The organism is Paramuribaculum intestinale, assembly GCF_030759015.1.
In the GTDB taxonomy this organism is placed as follows: Bacteria; Bacteroidota; Bacteroidia; order Bacteroidales; family Muribaculaceae; genus Paramuribaculum; species Paramuribaculum intestinale.
The window spans coordinates 1189939-1208227 of record NZ_CP098825.1; the positions used below are offsets into that span (position 1 = coordinate 1189939).

At 50.1% G+C, this 18289-nt stretch carries 19 protein-coding genes and 1 tRNA gene; 13 read left to right on the plus strand and 7 right to left on the minus strand.

Going from position 1 to position 18289, the window contains the following annotated elements; genetic code table 11:
* Positions 1-64 precede the first annotated feature (64 nt).
* From sppA to coaE, 8 genes are all read left to right on the plus strand, one after another.
* The gene (sppA, locus tag NF347_RS05320; RefSeq protein ID WP_107034712.1) at positions 65-1831 is read left to right on the plus strand and encodes a signal peptide peptidase SppA; all 1767 of its coding nucleotides are present in this window, start codon (positions 65-67) and stop codon (positions 1829-1831) included.
* Between the two features lie 47 nt (positions 1832-1878).
* Entirely contained in the window at positions 1879-2991 is a 1113-nt protein-coding gene (lpxK, locus tag NF347_RS05325) for a tetraacyldisaccharide 4'-kinase (RefSeq protein WP_161553815.1), read from the plus strand.
* A 58-nt stretch (positions 2992-3049) separates the two neighbouring features.
* Positions 3050-3865, plus strand: coding sequence for a purine-nucleoside phosphorylase (locus NF347_RS05330; RefSeq protein WP_107034714.1), 816 nt, complete (start codon positions 3050-3052; stop codon positions 3863-3865).
* Positions 3866-3869: 4 nt separating this feature from the next.
* Complete coding sequence (thiL, locus tag NF347_RS05335; protein WP_107034715.1) at positions 3870-4895, plus strand: thiamine-phosphate kinase; 1026 nt, start codon at positions 3870-3872, stop codon at positions 4893-4895.
* A gap of 154 nt (positions 4896-5049) precedes the next feature.
* A complete protein-coding gene (locus NF347_RS05340) occupies positions 5050-6462 on the plus strand; it encodes a transcription antitermination protein NusB (protein ID WP_161553814.1) in 1413 nt (470 codons plus the stop codon).
* 156 nt (positions 6463-6618) lie between these two features.
* On the plus strand, positions 6619-6960 hold the full coding sequence (gene yajC / locus NF347_RS05345; protein ID WP_107034717.1) for a preprotein translocase subunit YajC: 342 nt from the start codon (positions 6619-6621) through the stop codon (positions 6958-6960).
* Between the two features lie 48 nt (positions 6961-7008).
* Positions 7009-7986, plus strand: coding sequence for a YbbR-like domain-containing protein (locus NF347_RS05350; protein ID WP_123549940.1), 978 nt, complete (start codon positions 7009-7011; stop codon positions 7984-7986).
* Positions 7983-8555 (plus strand): dephospho-CoA kinase, encoded by a 573-nt coding sequence (gene coaE, locus NF347_RS05355; protein WP_107034719.1) that lies wholly within the window; start codon positions 7983-7985, stop codon positions 8553-8555. Before NF347_RS05350 ends, coaE begins: the two co-directional genes overlap by 4 nt.
* A gap of 31 nt (positions 8556-8586) precedes the next feature.
* Here the strand turns inward: coaE and NF347_RS05360 are convergent, their stop codons facing one another.
* Genes NF347_RS05360 through thrA form a run of 5 tightly spaced genes read right to left on the minus strand, consistent with a single transcriptional unit; the run spans position 8587 to position 13930 of the window.
* Positions 8587-9384 carry a nitrilase-related carbon-nitrogen hydrolase gene (locus tag NF347_RS05360; RefSeq protein ID WP_107034720.1) on the minus strand — a complete coding sequence of 266 codons (798 nt, stop codon included), beginning with the start codon at positions 9382-9384 and terminating at the stop codon, positions 8587-8589.
* Complete coding sequence (locus NF347_RS05365; RefSeq protein ID WP_107034721.1) at positions 9377-9934, minus strand: 1-acyl-sn-glycerol-3-phosphate acyltransferase; 558 nt, start codon at positions 9932-9934, stop codon at positions 9377-9379. The genes NF347_RS05360 and NF347_RS05365 overlap by 8 nt, the downstream gene beginning before the upstream one ends.
* Positions 9931-10290 (minus strand): hypothetical protein, encoded by a 360-nt coding sequence (locus NF347_RS05370; protein ID WP_107034722.1) that lies wholly within the window; start codon positions 10288-10290, stop codon positions 9931-9933. The genes NF347_RS05365 and NF347_RS05370 overlap by 4 nt, the downstream gene beginning before the upstream one ends.
* Before the next feature lie 56 nt (positions 10291-10346).
* Entirely contained in the window at positions 10347-11456 is a 1110-nt protein-coding gene (locus tag NF347_RS05375; RefSeq protein WP_107034723.1) for an alkaline phosphatase family protein, read from the minus strand.
* Positions 11457-11476: 20 nt separating this feature from the next.
* On the minus strand, positions 11477-13930 hold the full coding sequence (gene thrA, locus NF347_RS05380) for a bifunctional aspartate kinase/homoserine dehydrogenase I (RefSeq protein WP_107034724.1): 2454 nt from the start codon (positions 13928-13930) through the stop codon (positions 11477-11479).
* Positions 13931-14147: 217 nt separating this feature from the next.
* Here thrA and lptB point away from each other — a divergent pair, with 217 nt between their 5' ends.
* Positions 14148-14945: an LPS export ABC transporter ATP-binding protein gene (gene lptB, locus NF347_RS05385; RefSeq protein ID WP_107034910.1), complete on the plus strand. Its 798-nt coding sequence runs from the start codon at positions 14148-14150 to the stop codon at positions 14943-14945.
* 84 nt (positions 14946-15029) lie between these two features.
* Here lptB and NF347_RS05390 read toward each other — a convergent pair whose 3' ends face one another.
* On the minus strand, positions 15030-15923 hold the full coding sequence (locus NF347_RS05390; RefSeq protein WP_107034725.1) for a CPBP family intramembrane glutamic endopeptidase: 894 nt from the start codon (positions 15921-15923) through the stop codon (positions 15030-15032).
* A complete protein-coding gene (locus NF347_RS05395; protein WP_161953365.1) occupies positions 15889-16611 on the minus strand; it encodes a tRNA1(Val) (adenine(37)-N6)-methyltransferase in 723 nt (240 codons plus the stop codon). The genes NF347_RS05390 and NF347_RS05395 overlap by 35 nt, the downstream gene beginning before the upstream one ends.
* Positions 16612-16674: 63 nt before the next feature.
* Here NF347_RS05395 and yihA point away from each other — a divergent pair, with 63 nt between their 5' ends.
* The 4 genes from yihA (at position 16675) to NF347_RS05410 (ending at position 18239) form a co-directional block, all read left to right on the plus strand.
* Positions 16675-17277, plus strand: coding sequence for a ribosome biogenesis GTP-binding protein YihA/YsxC (gene yihA / locus NF347_RS05400; RefSeq protein ID WP_107034727.1), 603 nt, complete (start codon positions 16675-16677; stop codon positions 17275-17277).
* A 61-nt stretch (positions 17278-17338) separates the two neighbouring features.
* Positions 17339-17518 carry a hypothetical protein gene (locus tag NF347_RS05405; RefSeq protein WP_107034728.1) on the plus strand — a complete coding sequence of 60 codons (180 nt, stop codon included), beginning with the start codon at positions 17339-17341 and terminating at the stop codon, positions 17516-17518.
* 80 nt (positions 17519-17598) lie between these two features.
* Positions 17599-17880, plus strand: a complete 282-nt coding sequence (locus NF347_RS13680; RefSeq protein WP_107034729.1) for a PH domain-containing protein — start codon at positions 17599-17601, stop codon at positions 17878-17880.
* Between the two features lie 282 nt (positions 17881-18162).
* Positions 18163-18239: transfer RNA gene (locus tag NF347_RS05410), tRNA-His, on the plus strand.
* The last annotated feature ends 50 nt before the right edge of the window (positions 18240-18289 follow it).

The following is an 18289-nucleotide window of genomic DNA, read 5'->3' on the forward strand; positions in this document are numbered from 1 at the left end:
ATATTTTTGCGAGATATTTCATTATACTACCAATAATAATCCTCAATCAATAATATTCAATCTGATGAAGCAATTTTTCGTAAGCGTGCTCGGAGCATTGGCCGGAATATGGATTTCGGTGTTTTTGTTCGGATTGCTCGGCATCATAATGATAGGGGTCATGGCAGCCACCTCGGCGAGTGACAATACTATGGTGACAGTAGACAGCAACAGTGTGCTCAGAATAACTCTGTCAGGCGAGATCACCGACCGCAAACAACCGGTCAACATCATGAACGAGCTTACCGGTGACAAGCCTAAACAATATCCCCTCAATATGATGATCGCGGCGATTGAACATGCTGCCGAAGATGACGACATCGACGGCATATTCCTTGACTGCGCAGGAATATCGGCCGGAATGGCACAACTCCAGGCATTGCGTCAGGCACTGGTAAGGTTCAAGGAAAGCGGGAAGTGGATATACGCATACGCCGATACCTACTCTCAGGGTGACTATTTCGTGGCCACAGCCGCCGACAGTATCTTCATCAACCCGATAGGCATGGCCGACATACATGGGCTATCCTCCACCACTCTGTATTTCAAAGATATGCTTGACAAGATAGGCGTTGATGTGCAGGTGGTGAAAGTGGGTACCTACAAGAGCGCTGTAGAACCGTTCATGCTCAATCAGAGCAGCGAAGCCAACACAAGACAGCAGCAGGCCTATCTCGGCAATATCTGGAACGAAATCGCCGGCAAGATCGCCGAGGGACGTGGTGTGGATACGGCCGCTGTCAACAGTTGGGCCGACAGCTTCACTTTCTCTCTCGAAACAAGCGAACTGGCCGCACGTCATATAGTAGACCGTACGATGTACCGTCATGAAACGAACCGGATTCTGGTGGATGCCACCAGGCTGGAAGAGGATGATGATCCCCGGATGGTCGACATCTTGGACTATGCGACGATATTGTCGTCAAAAAAGAACCATGGCGACAAGACCATCGCGGTGCTGTATGCCGTAGGAGACATCACTGAATCAGGCAATGACGGCATAACATCAGACAGGCTCGTGCCGCAGATACTTGATCTTGCCGAAGAGTCGGATATCGACGGACTTATATTGCGTGTAAACTCAGGAGGAGGCAGTGCGTACGCCTCTGAACAGATATGGGAAGCTCTCGAACAGTTCAAGTCGCTCACAGGCAAACCCTATTACGTTTCGATGGGCGATGTGGCCGCATCCGGTGGCTATTACATATCATGCGGCGCCGACAGAATATATGCCGAACCTGTGACACTCACCGGTTCGATCGGCATCTTCGGCCTGATTCCCGATGCTCACCGGCTTCTCAACGACAAAATCGGTGTGCACACATCGACAGTAGCCACTAATAGAGGGCAGTTCCCCGGATTGCTGAATGCCATGACGCCCGACCAGCGCAACGCAATGCAGAGCTACGTGGATCGTGGTTACGAACTATTCGTAAAACGGTGTGCAGAGGGACGCGGCGTATCAGTCGACTCGATAAAAGCCATTGCTGAAGGCCGTGTATGGGACGGTCTGACAGCGTCACGCATAGGGCTTGTGGACAGGCTCGGCGGTCTTGACATGGCATTGGCCGACATGGCAGCCGAACTTGATGCTGCTGACAACTACAAGATCAAGGAGTATCCCGATCTGAAATTCAAATGGTGGGAAGAGGTGCTCAACATGAGCAGCAACATGAAGGCATCGGTGGTGGAAACTGAACTCGGACAATATGCCCCTCTCTACCGTATGGCCCGCGAATGCGGCCACCTCTCGGCTCTGCAATGCCGGATGGAATATATAACAATCCACTGACGCAACCTGCACTCATCCCTTTAAAACCTAAAGACTATTTGCTGATCATGGCCAGAAGAAAAGGACTTATACCGTTTCTGATTCTCTACCCCCTTTCGCTCCTGTACGGGCTGGGGGTGGCCGTGCGCAACATGATGTTTGACAAAGGGATTCTCAAACAGCGCAAGTTCAACATTCCTGTAATCGCCGTAGGTAATCTCACGGTGGGAGGTGCCGGCAAGACACCTCACTCCGAGCACATAATCGAGATACTCAAGGGGGAGTACCGGATCGGGCTACTCAGTCGTGGCTACAAGCGCAATACCAAGGGTTTTGTGCTTGCAGGAGCCAATTCTCGTCCCCAGGACATAGGCGACGAACCATATCAGATGTATCGAAAATTCAGCCATGACGGCGTGATGGTGGCTGTGTGCGAGAGCCGTGTGAAGGGCATCGAAACCATGCTTGAACTAAATCCTACGCTCAATCTGATAGTGCTTGACGATGCTTTTCAGCACCGATACGTGAAACCTACTGTATCCGTAGTGCTGACAGAGCACAGCAGACCGGTGTATAACGACTCACTGCTGCCTTACGGACGACTGCGTGAACCGGCTCGCGCGTTGGATCGTGCTGACGTAGTGGTTATGACCAAGTGTCCCGACGAAATGAAACCGGTTGACTTCCGTATCTTCAAGGAAACATTCAATCTGTTTCCGTTTCAGAAGCTACTGTTCACCCGCTACAAATACCTTTTGCCCAAAGCCTTGTTTCCGGAGAACGTAATTCCCGAATCGACACTTGATATGGGATGTCTGACACGTGAGGACACTCTGCTTGCTGTAACAGGAGTGGCCAATCCACGTCCATTCATCCGCTATCTGCGCTCACATTACAAAGCAAAGGTGAAGATATTGCGCTTTGAGGATCATCATAATTTCACAAATTCCGATATGCAGTCGATACTCCGCAAATACAATAACATGGAGGGACGTCATCGATATGTCGTCACGACTGAAAAGGACGCCGTCAGACTGGCCAACAATCCATATTTCCCGCCGCAACTCAGAGGTTTTGCCTATTACATACCTATCGCGGTAGAACAAATACAGTCGGGCGACCCGCCTCTTGCCAACATACTTAGGCAACTCATACGCAACCAAGGCAGCATAAGATCGTAAAGACTGAACAATGCCATACGCATAAACATTAAATAAACATCAACCGAAATTCAACAATATGATAGAGAAGATCAAGCAGACAGCAGACTATATCAGAAGCAAAGCAGGCAATGTGCCCGAAACCGCAATAATCCTCGGCACCGGCCTTGGAGCGCTCGTGGATCATATCACTGAGAAAAAATATATTCCTTACACGGAGATCCCGAACTTTCCGGTATCGACAGTGGAGGGGCATAGCGGCAATCTGATATTCGGCCGACTCGGCAATCGTCAGGTGATAGCGATGCAGGGTCGATTTCACTACTATGAGGGATATGACATGAAGGAGGTGACATTCCCGGTAAGGGTCATGAAGCAGCTTGGCGTCAAGACTCTGTTTGTGAGCAATGCAGCCGGAGGAATGAACAAGGAATTCCGTGTGGGCGACATCATGATCATCACAGATCATATCAATCTGTTTCCGGAGAATCCTCTTCGCGGAAAGAATTATGAAGAGCTCGGCCCACGTTTCCCGGCCATGACCGAAGCCTACGACAAGCGGTTGGTGGCTGCCGCTGAAGAGATAGCTGCAAAAAAGGGCATACGGGTGATGAAGGGTGTATATGTCGGGACTCAGGGTCCGACCTTCGAAACCCCGGCCGAATACGAGTATTTCCGTATAATCGGCGGAGATGCCGTCGGCATGTCGACCGTGCCTGAAGTCATTGTGGCCAATCATGCCGGCATGAAGGTGTTTGGCGTATCGGTCATAACAGATCTCGGCGGTAAAGACGTGACGGATGTCCCTACCCATGAAGAGGTGCAGAAGGCGGCTGAAGCCGCTCAGCCATATATGATGGAGATCATGCGTGAACTTATAGAGCGGGAGGGCTGACCGGATGGAAACAGAGATCTCAACCATAGGCGAATTCGGACTCATTGACAGGGTTACATCCGGACTGACCGCAGGCAATCCATCGACCGTAAAATCCGTGGGTGATGACGCAGCCGTGCTGTCATATCCTGACACGGATGTTCTTGTGAGTTCGGACATGCTGCTTGAAGGAGTGCACTTTGATCTGACATACGTGCCTCTCAAACACCTCGGCTATAAGGCTGCCGTAGTGAACTTCTCCGACATATACGCGATGAACGGCACTCCGAGGCAGATCACCGTCAGCCTCGGGATCTCCAAGCGCTTCACCGTAGAGCATATAGACGAACTATATTCAGGCATCAGGCTTGCATGTGAGATATATGGAGTGGATCTTGTAGGAGGAGACACCACGTCGTCACGCTCGGGGCTGGTAATAAGTATCACCTGTATCGGTGATGTGGCCAAAGGGGAGGCTGTGGGACGCGACGGCGCGCACGACACGGATCTCATCTGCGTTTCCGGCGATCTTGGAGCCGCATATATGGGACTTCAGCTTCTGGAGCGTGAAAAAACCGCATCGGCAGGGATGAAGGATTTCGTTCCGCGCTTTGAAGGGAAAGAATATCTGGTAGAGCGGCAGCTGAAGCCTGAAGCCCGCAAAGATATTGTAGCACGGCTTGCCGAGGCCGGCATCAGGCCGACATCTATGATAGATGTAAGCGACGGATTGTCGTCGGAGCTTCTGCATATATGTCATGCCTCCAAGACGGGATGCAGAGTGTATGAAGACCGTATTCCGATCGACTATCAGACAGCTGTGATGGCTGAGGAGCTTAACATGAATCTTGTCACAGCGGCTCTAAACGGCGGAGAGGACTATGAGCTACTGTTCACGGTGCCGCTCCACTGTCACGAGCAGATCAAAAAGATCGACGGAGTCAAAGTCATAGGACATATAACTTCTGAAAATCTGGGGTGCGCGCTCGTGACCCGCGACGGCACAGAGATGCCCCTTCGCGCCCAAGGCTTCAATCATCTCAACCAGTAAGCAGCAGTCCGGCCTGTTGATAAAAAATTTGATAAAAAATTGACGTCCGACATCGATATTTCATCTATAATATTGGGTGCGGGCGGCAATTATTTTCTAACTTTGCAGCGCGAATTAACGAAAAAGTACATTTACAGTCATGATAAATCGTGTTTTGATCAGAATCAAAGTGGTGCAGATGCTTTATTCCTATCTGCTCACCAAAAGCGAGTTTAAGATTGAGCCGGCACCTGAATCGGCTACAAGGGACAAGAGATTTGCCTACACGGTTTATATAGACACACTGCTGATGATACTTCGTCTGTCGGGTCACAACGCTGGACTTCGCCAGCTTTCGCCTCTGGCAGGACACACTATCCATCCGGCACTTTCATCCAGCAAACTTGTGCGCGCTCTCCGCGATGACGACCAGATAAAAGGGATCATAGTGAGAAAAAGCGAACAGACCGATGAAATGTCGGATGCCATATCTCCGATATATTTTTCTCTGACCGAATCCTCGGCCTACAAGAACTACATTAAGTCGAAAAACCATGAGATGGCCGGCGATGTGAAATTCTGGGCCGCAGTGCTGCCTACTGTAGTGCTGAAAAACGAGAAATTTGTAGAATGCGCCCGTAGGAATCCAGATTTCAGCATATCCGGTCTTGAAAAGGGTGTGGATATGGCTGTTGCCACTCTTGAAAGTTTCAGCGACAACCGCTATATGCTCCGCGATGCGTCGCGCTCGCTGACCGCCTCGCTCGACAAGGCATATGAACTTTATCATGCTCTGCTTCTGCTTCCGGCCGAGATAACCGCTCTCAGAGATGTGCGCATCGAGGCCGCACGCCATAAGTTTCTGGCTACGGCCGAAGATCTGAATCCCAACACAAGGATGATCGAGAATCCAATCCCCGCAAAGATAGCAGAGTGCAATGACATGACCGAATATCTGAAGGCGAATCCTTTCAGCTGGGACAATGATCTTGACATGATACAGCGTCTTCTTGATCGTATTATGGAATCTAAGATCTATCAAGACTACATGGAAGCTCCGTCGACCGACTATCAGACCGACTGCGAGTTCTGGCGCTCGATCATGAAGAATGTGATCCTTCCGTCGGATGATCTGGCAGAGGCGCTTGAGTCAAGATCGGTGTATTGGAACGATGATATTGAGATTATGGGAACTTTCGTACTCAAGACTCTCAAACGGATCGCTTCATCGCCCGAAGCCCCTGTCAGCCTTCTGCCAAAATACAAGGATGACGAGGATGCGCGTTTCGGTTCGGAACTGTTCATGAACGCAGTGAGCAACTTTGACGAATACCGCTCGCTGGTGGAAAAGTTCATCAACTCCACCTCATGGGATCCCGAACGACTGGCATTTATGGATTTGGTGGTGATGGTGACGGCCATCGCTGAACTGCTCAGCTATCCGCTGATACCCATACCTGTGACTCTGAATGAGTATATCGAAATCGCCAACTCCTACAGCACTTCACGCAGCGGACAGTTTGTCAACGGCATACTCTACTCTGTGATAAATCATCTGCGCGAAGAGGGCAGACTGAACAAGAACTGACAGAATCAGCCGAACAATTCCCGTAAGTAAGTGTTCAAACACTCTATAGGACTACCTCTTAAATGACAGAGCCGTGGAATATTGTCAGATTCGAACGCTTACTTAAAAAATAATTTGTATATTTGCATAGTTCTACAAACTTAACTACATACAGCAATGATTTTTAATCTCCTGACACTTCAGGCTGACGGCGGACAAGGCGCCGGTGCAATGAATCTCATCATGATCGTTCTTCTGATTGCGATATTCTACTTTTTCATGATACGTCCGCAGCAGAAGAAACAGAAAGAAATCAGAAAATTCCGTGATTCGATCAGCGAGGGCGACCGCGTGGTGACTGCCGGAGGCATATACGGCAAAATCCGCTCGATCAACGACAATATCGTAAGTCTTCAGATCGCAAAGGATGTTGTGATCCGTGTCGACAAAGGATCAGTATATCCTTCGGCCGCCGATGCCTCTCAGGACCAGAACAAGGTCGACGAAGCGTCAAAGTAATCCGCCACAATCCTGAAACCGTGACATCTCACGGAAACCGATAACAGAATGGTCGACTATCGACGCATTATTGATAAGGCTAAAGGAGCCGTTCACTCCTCAAAAGGGCGTGATCTGCTCCTTTATCTTATGTTTGTATGCGTAGCTTTTGTTTTCTGGTTTTTTCTGTCGCTTGACTCGGAACAGCAACGCGACTATGATGTCCCGGTAGAGATAGAGAATGTGCCTGACAGCATCACCATGCTCGGGCGTGTGCCATCGAGCCTAAATGTATCGGTACAGGGCAAGGGTTATCAGTTGATCCGGTTCATGTGGGGCAAGATGCCTTTGATGCGGATCAGGTTTTTTGACAATGTGACTGAAGAGAATGTGTTCGCCTTGCCAAGACCAAAGCTCGAAAGCCGTCTTCGCGAATATTTCGGACAAGGCGTGCAGATACAGTCGATGCGCCCCGACTCGCTGAGGATCCGCTATACGACTGTGCCGGGAGTAATGGTCAAACTTGACATCAATTCAGACATACATACAGATCTACAATACGTGTTAAGCGGGCCGATTACGGCCAATGTAGATTCTGTCAGGGTATTCGCTCCGAACGGTCTTCCGTCATCAGTCACAGAGGTTATAACCGAGCCATTGATACGGTCGGGTCTTCGGGATACATCACGGTTTGAAGTGGCAGTTATGCCTATGGACGGCATGCGTATAATTCCCGACCGTGTGATTGTGACAGTACCGGTAGAGCCTCTGATCGTCAAGAAAAAGAAGGTAAGGATCGATGTGACCGGATTACCCGATGGTGTGGGACTTATCACTTTTCCGTCAGTAGCCGAAGTGTCGTATCTCGTACCTATGAGTTTTTATAACGATGATTATCCGGTAAGTGCGTATGTTGATTTCCATACGATCGACAACCGTCGACAAAGAGCCAAACTCAACCTCACTCCGATGCCCGAACTATATCATAATGTAATAGTCGAGCCTGACAGCGTTGAATATATCATCGAGAAGCACGCAAGACAATGACGCTTATAGCTATATCCGGAGGAATCGGCAGCGGTAAGAGCATTGTGTCACGTGCGCTTGCCGTGATGGGGTATGATGTGTATGACTGCGACAGCCATGCCCGTGAGATCATGGACTGCGACAGGGCGCTGCAGCGACGCATAGCAACGGATATATGTTCGGATGCAGTGGTAAACGGACATATCGACCGCAGGCGGCTGGCAGAAAAGGTGTTTAACGACAATGCTGCTCTGCATCGCCTGAACAGTATGGTACATCAGGCCGTCAAGGATGATATTGCCGAATGGGCATCCGTGCGCGATGGTTCGCCGTCGTTTATTGAAACGGCGATTCTGTATCAGAGCGGCATAGACCTGATGACCGATGAAGTGTGGGAAGTCAGTGCACCAACTCAGCTGCGACTTCAAAGGGCGGTGGACAGAGGCATGAATGAAGATGATGCACGTTTGCGCATGGCTGTCCAGGATGAATATCAAGCTGCCAGGCAGCACCAAAATGTAAAGACAATAGTCAACGACGGTGTGACGGCAGTCATACCTCAGTTACTTGCATTACTCGACAGAGAATAATTTCAGCGGTATGGGTTTTCGATCGTATCGGTCACAATTTGATCGAGAAACTGTCGGCATCCATCCAGGGCGAAAAACGCTTGCGGTCGGCATCAAGCTGCGCGCCATTGAAAGTCGCATATACAATGCCGTCGTCGCGTCGGTCGGCGATATCGTCGCCCCAATGATTGAAAACGAAGGAATCTCCGGCGGGATAGTCGCCAAACCGGTCGCGTCCTTCACGGTTGCACCCGACTACGAACGACTGGTTTTCGATCGCACGGGCAATAAGCATCTGCCTCCATGCATAGACTCTTGAATGCGCCCAGTTGGCCGGGACTATGAGAGCGTCGTATTCGTTGGCGACGTTGCGGTTCCATACCGGGAACCGTATATCATAGCATATAGCCATCTTAAGTTTCCATCCGCAGTAACTGATCACCGGCGACAGGCTATCGCCGGCTCTAAGCAGATTGTGTTCTCCCCCCATCCTGAAGAGATGGCGTTTGTCGTAGAACACTGTATTGCCGTCAGGATCGGTCATGAATCCGCGATTGTATATGCGATCTTTTTCGTCGACAGCAGTAAATCCGCCCCAAATGGCCATATTATAGTCTTTAGCCCATCCTTCCACTGCCTGCATCGTAGGGCCATTGTCGGGCTCGGCATTCAGGCGCAGTTGCTCCCTGATATTAGAGTAGCCGGTATTGAACATTTCAGGCAGTACCAGCAGATCTGTATCCGGGTCGATCGATGAGATGCGACGGCTGACGGCCTCAATATTGGCCTTAGCGTCGTTCTCGATTATATCGTGTGGCATAACGGCCACTTTGAGATTGCTTTCAGGCATCGTTGTCGGTGCAGAATTTGTCTTTGTATAATCCGGTAAACCGGCTGTAGTAGCGCTTGATTTCACGCATATCAGCCTCAATATCGCCTGTCGGATGGAATGTATCGGTGATATACATGTGACGGGTAGGATAGTCGATCGCTCCAAGCAGTATAGGTATGCGCGCTTCCATAGCGATACGAAGGAAACCGCTATGCCATTGGGCGGTGCGGCTTCTGGTCCCTTCAGGCGTAATGGCTATCGTCAGCCGGTGGGAATGGTTGAAGCGCTCCACGATCGCACTGACCAGCGATGTCTTCTCTTTTTTATTTCGTCGCGGCACAGGTATGCCTCCTATGGCCCGCAGAACAATGCCAAGAGGGAAGAAGAACCATGATTCCTTCATCAGAAAGCCGGCTTTGCGCCCGGCAGCAGCATATGCAAACTTACACAGCACGAAATCCCAATTGGATGTGTGGGGAGCCACACATACAATGCTTTTGGGATAATCAGGCTGTGTAATGTCAACTTTCCAACCGGCCAATTTAAGGATAAGGCCGCTCAGACTCATTGCGCTTCAGATACTTTTTCCGACTTGTTTCTGGAGGGAAGAGCCGAGTTCATTTCCTTGACGATGCGGAGCAGCTGTTCGTTGAATTCACTGCGAAGCTTTTTGAATGCGGCAGTGTTGTAGGCTGTGCGCGCTTTGCGATATGCTCCGGCATTTTCAAATTCAGAGCGTGATCTGTCGAAACTGAAAGTAGTCCGTGCAAGTGACTCTGTCTGAAGTTTCGCCAGACCGCATATCACTTCGCTCAGCTTGTCGCAGTCAACTCCCGGGATTATCTCGCATGCCATAGCACACTCTGCGGCGCAGTCGCCACAGATATAACGGATCTGTTTTTTCAGTGTTCTTTTGTTTGCCATAATTGGTAGGTGTATTTGTCAGTCAACAAAAATAACAAATATATTGTTAGGACGCCTTAAGACTGCACACTTTTCTTATGTTTGCGCAAACCGGCGATGATTCCGGCCAGTCCGCCAGCCGGAATGACTCCAAGCGATCCGCAGGTCACAGCCGTTTCGTCGAACCGGTCGACATTATCTCCTTTCTCCCATGGGACATACAGACTGACCGGTACAGGATCCGATGTGTGACGCCGGTGTCGCCATGAAGTAGCGTGGTCGGGCAACAGCGCAAACACTGTGTCGCCACCATCGGACACTCGCTGCCATAACGGAGCCAGCAAGCGAGAATCGATCGCCTCAAGAAATGACCGTTTCAGACGGAACGAGCCGGTATGCGAAGCCGTATCGGCACCTTCGATGTGAACCATTACAAAGTCATAGCCGTCGGAATCAAGCGCGCCGACAGCTACCGCAGCTTTAGCTTCAAGCGATGTGGAGCAGTCGCCTGTGGCCCCCGGAACGTCCAGACAATCCATGCCGAGAGCCTTCCCTATGCCCTTGACCAAGGGGGTGGCAGCTATGAGAGCTGCTCTATACGGAAGCGGCGGGAGAGAAAGTGGATGTCCGGCCGACCACAGCCACATCCAATCAGGCAGGCCGAAAACAGGCCGTAACGCCGTCCCTGATATATATGCATCGTAAGGCGACACGATTCCATCTATTTCGGGTGACGTCCCGGATGTAACAACAATACCGCTCAGACCTCCGATATGTCGGGCATCTACAATCGGACTATAATTTACCGCTGATTTGATCAAACGACAGGCTTCCGAGGCCGTGATATCCTCAGGCATCGGATCTACAACTCTGCCTGACGGCATGGCACGCACCACATTACACCGCCATACGGTGTCATCAGGAGAGACCTCCATTCCAAGCCCAAGAGCCTCCAGCCATCCGCGGCCTGATATCGGCCGGTCGTTGCCATAGCCGAGAATCGACATGATTGCCGTTTCACTCCCCGGGGCATTGCCATCGGGCGATGTAGTCAGACGCCCGGTGGCCGAACGACATGCTATCGTATCGGCCACCGGCATATCGGCTGCCTGAAGAGGGGTAAGACCTTCGGTCGACGCATCGGCTACATCAGCCGCTCCATCTATGATCACCAGAAGTGTTTTCATGTGTGGAGCAGTGAAGTGGATCAGCGTATGTTGGCGATGCTTATGATATCGGCAAAGACTCCTGCGGCTGTCACATCGGAGCCGGCGCCATATCCTTTGATCACCATCGGATAGTCGTGATAGCGTTCGGTGGTGAGCAGTATTACGTTGTTGCTTCCCTCAAGGTTGTAGAACGGATGATCCGATCCTACCATCTCAAGTCCGACAGATGCCGACCCGTTGTCGAGGCGTGCCACAAATCTGAAACGCTTACCCTCCCGGGTGGCCTTGCCGCGGCGGCTTTCAAAATCGTCGTCGAGCTGCTTGACCGCTTCAAGGAAATCCTCAACCGAGCCGTCGAACATCGCGGGAGGAAGCAGGGGAGTCGATATGACATCATGCAGACTGACCTGATATCCGCTTTCACGCGCGAGAATCACAAGTTTGCGCATCACATCGGTGCCGCTGAGATCCACACGCGGATCCGGTTCGCTATAGCCTTCGGCCATGGCACGCCTGATGGCTTCGGAAAACGGCACTGTGTCGGATATGGTGTTGAATATGAAGTTGAGGGTGCCCGACAGCACTGCTTCTATCCGTATGATCTTGTCGCCTGAATTAATCAGCGAATTGATAGTGTTGATGATCGGAAGACCGGCTCCGACATTGGTTTCAAAAAGATACTTCACATCGCGCCGGCGGGCTATGGCCTTAAGTTCGCGATAGCCGTCGAAGCATCCTGAGGCCGCGATCTTGTTGGCTGCAACCACATTGACGTTATGACTTAACATATCGGGATATAGCGCGGCGATCTGTGGACTTGAAGTGCAGTCGACAAACACGGAGTTGAATATATTCATTCCGATGACTTCGTCGCGGATCAGTTCGGGCGACGACTGAAGCCCTTCGGCTGCAAGGCGATCCAGACAGGTGTCGAGATTCATGCCTTCGCGGTCGAAATATACTTTAGTGGAATTGGCGATGCCCACTACCTTTAGCTTCAGAGCCTTTTCGCGGAGAAGTTTCTCCTGCTGCAGGGCAAGCTGCTGAAGCAGGTGACGCCCAATGTTGCCAATTCCGATTATGAAGAGATTGAGTACTTGGGTGTCAGAGAGAAAAAAACTGTCGTGGATGACGTTGAGCGCCTTTTTCTGATCTTTGATTTTGATTACAAACGATATGTTGGTTTCGGAAGCACCCTGAGCGCAGGAGATCACATTTATACCGTTCCTGCCGAGAGTGTTGAACAGACGTCCGGCTACGCCGGCGGCATTACGCATATTTTCGCCGACGATAGCCACTGTGGCAAGATTGTGCTCCGAATGTATGGGGTTTAGTTCACCCGAGGCGAGTTCGGCCGCGTATTCTTTTTCGAGTGCTTCCACGGCACGCGCGGCATCTTCGTTCTTTACGGCAAACGATGTCGTATTCTCACTGGAAGCCTGCGATACCATGAACACGCTGACTCCCTCACGGGCAAGAGCATTGAATATGCGTGCGTTTATACCCACAATTCCAACCATTCCGAGACCCGACACGGTAATCAGGCAGGTGTCGCTTATAGATGATATTCCCTTGATGGCCTTGCCGTCGGAATTTCCTTCGGAGGCATCGCTGCTCGACGATATAAGCGTTCCCTTCGCGTCGGGATTAAAGGTGTTTTTGAGCAGAATCGGTATGTTTTTATGAAATACCGGATATATTGTCGGGGGATAAATCACTTTGGCTCCAAAGTTGCACAACTCCATGGCCTCGACAAATGTCAGATGATCTATGACATAGGTGTTGCTGATGATTCTCGGATCAGCTGTCATGAATCCGTCAACATCGGTCCATATCTCAAGCAAGTCGGCATCAAGAGCCGCTGCTATTATCGCGGCTGTATAGTCGCTGCCTCCACGTCCGAGATTGGTGACGTCGCCTGTCGCGGAATCGGATGAAATGAACCCCGGCACTACAGCCACCTCATAGTCTTTCGCTCCGAGCGTCTGCATTACAAGCGGGAGTGTGGCGTCGTTGTCGAGCACATGTTTGCCGAACTGGTCGACGGTCTTGATGATCTGTCGGGAATCAAAAAGTCTGGCGCCTTTGATTATACGGCTTATAATCAGACTTGAAAGCCGTTCGCCATAGCTGACGATCGTATCAAGCGAACGCGATGACAGATCGTTCAGCAGACTTACGCCTTTGAATATGTTGCCAAGTTCGTCGAGCATCCGGTCGACATCATTGAATGTCTGCGATCTGAGGTGATCCGGAACCATGCCTTCGATCACATCGTGATGTCGCTTTATGATTTTGGCGTAAGTTTCAAGATATGTATCCTCTTCGCCGGCAGCGGCGGCCTTTGCGGTAGAGATGAGCATGTCGGTGACGCCTCCGAGCGCCGAAACCACTATTATGACCGGTTTGCGACGCCCCTCGACAATCTTCTTGACCGAAGTCAGGCTCTCTACAGTTCCGACGGACGTGCCGCCAAACTTCAGAACTTTCATTTTATAAAAGTTTATTCAAAACTATGTGTGAATATTATAACATCTATTGTGTGCAAAGGTAATCAATTTCCTCTGATTTCATTGGGCATTTACGTATAATATGTGTAATTTTGCAGCAATTACATCACGACTATCGATTGACCTGAGTATGGGCATAAGCATAAAACTGAACGACTTGCGCAAGTCAAAGACCGATGCCAGAGAAGTAGACTTCTCCATGGCCGACGAGTTTATATCGGACAAGCCCGAAGAGCCGAAAAAAAACGACGACGGCAAGATTGTGCTCCGGACGGAAAATCTGGTCAAGAAATACCGTCAGCGCACTGTTGTCAACCATGTGTCGATCAATGTCACACAGGGTGAGATAGTAGGGCTGCTCGGCCCGAACGGTGCAGGCAAGACCACGACTTTCTATATGACCGTGGGACTGATAACGCCTAATGAAGGCGAGATTTATCTCAACGATCTCAATATAACCAAATACCCGGTATATAAACGGGCGCAGAACGGTATAGGCTATCTTGCCCAGGAGCCTTCGGTGTTCCGCAAACTCAGCGTGGAAAACAATATCAAGGCCGTGCTGGAAATGACCGATACCACTCCAGAATATCAACGCGACAAACTCGAGAGCCTGATATCGGAATTCCGTCTGGAGAAAGTCAGGAAGAATCTTGGCGACCAGCTTTCGGGAGGCGAACGCCGTCGCACGGAGATAGCGCGATGTCTGGCCATCAATCCTAAATTCATCATGCTCGACGAGCCTTTCGCCGGAGTGGACCCCATAGCGGTGGAGGACATCCAGTATATCGTCTACAAACTCAAGGAGAAGAACATAGGCATCCTCATCACTGACCACAACGCACCTGAAACGCTGAGTATAACCGACAGAGCCTATCTGCTTTTCGAGGGCAAGATACTCTTTCAGGGAACATCGGAGGAACTCGCGGCAAATCCCGTCGTCAGGGAAAAATATCTCGGGCGCGGATTCATATTCAATCGCAAGAAGTTCGACTGATCACGGATGTTTCCCTTATGGTCGGTTACATGCCACAGACTTATACCATCACGAGCATGCAACCATGCAACGACCGTCAGGGTATCATTTCATTCTTCCGATCCTATAGAACATATACATTATACCCACTGTGGCCATGAGGCTGATGACCGCAATGGCCATAGAAAGGGGAGTGGCATCAGTGGCCATCTGATTGATATCGGCTCCGCCTGAGTCGGCTACAGACTGGGCTATGACGACCAGACTGTTGTTTGTGGCATGTGCTATCACAGCGATCCACAGCGATCCGCTCCACACAGCCATATATCCGAACATCGCTCCAAGAAGCATCCGCGGAACGAAGCCGTAGAACTGCATGTGAACCGCGCTGAATATAAAAGCTGTCAGCCATATGGCCACATGGATGTTCATGCCGGCTGTAGACAGAAGCCGCTGCAGAGCGCCACGAAAAAAAAGTTCCTCGCTGAATCCGGCAAGCAGACCTATGATCAATATCGACATGATTATACTGCCTATAGTGTCAGTCCCCATCAGTTGTCGTGTCATGGCAGCAGCATTGGCCTCGGCGTTTTTCATAAATTCCTCCAGAGCCGACATTGATTCAGGGAACCGGATTGATTCGTTCCAAGCCACTATGACATTCATAAACGGAATCATGACAATTATGGCAAGCACCGTGAGCAATATTCCGAATGCGGTAGGGCGCGAGTCAATCATCAGCAATCGAGCCGGATACCTTGTGACGATGACGGCCGTAGCAATTGTCGGAACTACAAACATGAGCAGATCCTGCAGAATGGCAGCTATCCGGAGATGCGGAGTGGTCGGAGTGCGAAGCACTATCGCGATCACCACGCTGGTCATCACCAGGCAAACAGCCGAGACACAGATAAAAAACAAAAGTCTACGGCCTTCGTCGACATTGAATGACAATGTGCCATGATCATTTGATGTAGAAATCCGAAGTAAGTCTGACATATTCTTCTGTGTATTGATTGGAGTTTGTTCTGATATTCAATTGTTCACATTCGACAGGAGAGGTGGTGTCGGCGTCATGCGCCAGTTCCCACAATATCCGGCGACCTTTGCGTTTAGGATTGGTGTGAACCACACACCGTCGCACGACAGCCATACGGTGGAGCGACGACAGCCATTCGATCTCGTCGGATGCCTCGAAGGGTGTGACCATGGCCAGCCGCCCTCCACGACGCAACAACGCCGGAGCTGACGATATAATCCATTGGAAATTCATACTACCCTGATGGCGTGCCATGGCCCGAGCTTTATCGGGCGACACCAAAGGGCTGTCGAAATATGGCGGATTGGTGATCACAAGATCTACTTTGTCGAAACTGTATGAGGTCGCGTCGCCGACAACAATATCGATATTCCCTGCCCATGGCGACAAAGCGGCATTGCCCATCGCCTCTACGGCAGCCATGGCATCAATCTCCATGGCTGTGACATGAGCCACGCCGCGCTGACAAAGCATGAGTGACAGAATCCCGCATCCGGCTCCAAGATCAATGGCCGAAGCGACACCTTCGACCGACACCCATGCTCCAAGCAGGACGCTGTCGGTGCTGACTTTCATGGCGCATTCGCGGTTGCATACCGCGAACCGCTTGAATCGGAAAACGGTTTCTCTATCGGGATTTCTGCTCATTGTCATGCAAAATTAAACAAATCCCAAAACAAATGACTAACTTTACACTCTAAAATTAGGAAAATGGATATCAAGTCTGCAAAATTCGAGATAAGCAACAGCGATTATCGCAAATGCCCCGACAGCGACATGCATGAGTATGCGTTCATCGGACGTTCAAATGTAGGAAAATCATCCTTGATCAACATGCTTACCGGACGCAAGAGTCTTGCCATGACATCGTCGACTCCGGGCAAGACTATGCTTATAAATCATTTCAGAATCAACGACAGCTGGTATATAGTCGACTTGCCGGGCTACGGCTACGCCCAGCGAGGCAAGGAGAGCAGGGCGCAGCTTCAGCGAATGATACAGGGGTATATCCTCAACCGCACGCAGATGACCAATCTGTTTCTGCTGATAGATTCGCGCCATTCGCCACAGAAAATCGACATGGAGTTCATGGAATGGCTGGCCGAGAACGAAGTGCCATTCAGCATAGTGTTCACCAAAACCGATAAGCTCAGCAAGGAAAATGCACGCAAAAACGTGGAGAGCTACTGCAACAAACTACTCGAAACATGGGAGAGCCTGCCTCCTGTATTTGTCACCTCAAGCACACAAGGAAGTGGCAAAGAGGAGTTGCTGGCATATATCGACGAGATGAACCGGCTTCCGACTGAGTAAACCAAACGCACCGTGATGTTGTTGATAGATTGTAACACACAACTACAAAACATCAGCAATCATGAAAGAAAACGGAAAAAAGTGCGGATGCAGCTGTAACGGCAAAGCCCACGCCAACGATCAGGAAGCAAAACAATATCCCGGAGTGGCCACAGATCTCGGTCTGAACGACAAGGTCAACAAGGAACTCGTCAAAGAAGCTACCAAGGAATTAAACAACAACCATAGAGGCAATAACTGATCCTGTTTCCGACAGCTGTCGTAGAAGTCACCTTAATCAGGTCTTGTCGGCTACCAATAAAAATTATTGCAACCGACAAAATGACCGGCATCTGTCATATCAGAGAACGATCAGAGCACAAACGGATATTTCACGGCTCTTTACTCAATCCAGAATACATCTTCATGGGTAGCCTGTGCAAAAGCCGTAAGATATCTGTGCGAGATATCGAACGCGTTGAACTGTTCCAGCCTACAATGGGTGCGATACGAATATTTGCCTCCGGCGGATTCATGGGCTATTGGGGAGTATTCAGAGAAAGTGACATCGGCCGTTATTATGTTTTTTTGGCAAGGCTTCGGATTGCTTTCTTGTCAAAATGAAGATCGGCGACAAGTATGTCCTTGGATGTGACAATCCTCAGAAGATAGTTGATTACATTGAGTCTCAGAAAAGTATCATGGAAGTGACTCGATAATATCCTCTTATTTCAAAACTCAATGTATGCACGCATTGGGTGCACAGGGCATATTCCTTTACAGGACAACCTCGTAGAATACAGCAGAGAGAATTTTCGCAAAAAAAATCACAAAACTATTGCCAGTATCAAAAAATAGTTCTACCTTTGCACCGTCGAAACCCGAAAAGGCCAAGACAACATAATGGTGAGCATAGTTCAGTTGGTTAGAACGTCGGATTGTGGTTCCGAAGGTCGTGGGTTCGAATCCCACTGTTCACCCCAAAATGACATGACGGATTCCTGATGAGGAGTCCGTCTGTTTTTTTGCATTC

Coding starts and splice junctions, on each gene's coding strand:
- NF347_RS05330 (WP_107034714.1), top strand. CDS start 3,050: ATGATAGAGAAGATCAAGCAGACAGCAGACTATATCAGAAGCAAAGCA.
- NF347_RS05360 (WP_107034720.1), bottom strand. CDS start 9,384: ATGCCTGAAAGCAATCTCAAAGTGGCCGTTATGCCACACGATATAATC.
- NF347_RS05395 (WP_161953365.1), bottom strand. CDS start 16,611: ATGAGCAGAAATCCCGATAGAGAAACCGTTTTCCGATTCAAGCGGTTC.
- NF347_RS05390 (WP_107034725.1), bottom strand. CDS start 15,923: ATGTCAGACTTACTTCGGATTTCTACATCAAATGATCATGGCACATTG.
- NF347_RS13680 (WP_107034729.1), top strand. CDS start 17,599: ATGACCGGCATCTGTCATATCAGAGAACGATCAGAGCACAAACGGATA.
- thrA (WP_107034724.1), bottom strand. CDS start 13,930: ATGAAAGTTCTGAAGTTTGGCGGCACGTCCGTCGGAACTGTAGAGAGC.
- NF347_RS05370 (WP_107034722.1), bottom strand. CDS start 10,290: ATGGCAAACAAAAGAACACTGAAAAAACAGATCCGTTATATCTGTGGC.
- sppA (WP_107034712.1), top strand. CDS start 65: ATGAAGCAATTTTTCGTAAGCGTGCTCGGAGCATTGGCCGGAATATGG.
- lptB (WP_107034910.1), top strand. CDS start 14,148: ATGGCCGACGAGTTTATATCGGACAAGCCCGAAGAGCCGAAAAAAAAC.
- NF347_RS05375 (WP_107034723.1), bottom strand. CDS start 11,456: ATGAAAACACTTCTGGTGATCATAGATGGAGCGGCTGATGTAGCCGAT.
- yajC (WP_107034717.1), top strand. CDS start 6,619: ATGATTTTTAATCTCCTGACACTTCAGGCTGACGGCGGACAAGGCGCC.
- coaE (WP_107034719.1), top strand. CDS start 7,983: ATGACGCTTATAGCTATATCCGGAGGAATCGGCAGCGGTAAGAGCATT.
- thiL (WP_107034715.1), top strand. CDS start 3,870: ATGGAAACAGAGATCTCAACCATAGGCGAATTCGGACTCATTGACAGG.
- NF347_RS05405 (WP_107034728.1), top strand. CDS start 17,339: ATGAAAGAAAACGGAAAAAAGTGCGGATGCAGCTGTAACGGCAAAGCC.
- lpxK (WP_161553815.1), top strand. CDS start 1,879: ATGGCCAGAAGAAAAGGACTTATACCGTTTCTGATTCTCTACCCCCTT.
- yihA (WP_107034727.1), top strand. CDS start 16,675: ATGGATATCAAGTCTGCAAAATTCGAGATAAGCAACAGCGATTATCGC.
- NF347_RS05350 (WP_123549940.1), top strand. CDS start 7,009: ATGGTCGACTATCGACGCATTATTGATAAGGCTAAAGGAGCCGTTCAC.
- NF347_RS05365 (WP_107034721.1), bottom strand. CDS start 9,934: ATGAGTCTGAGCGGCCTTATCCTTAAATTGGCCGGTTGGAAAGTTGAC.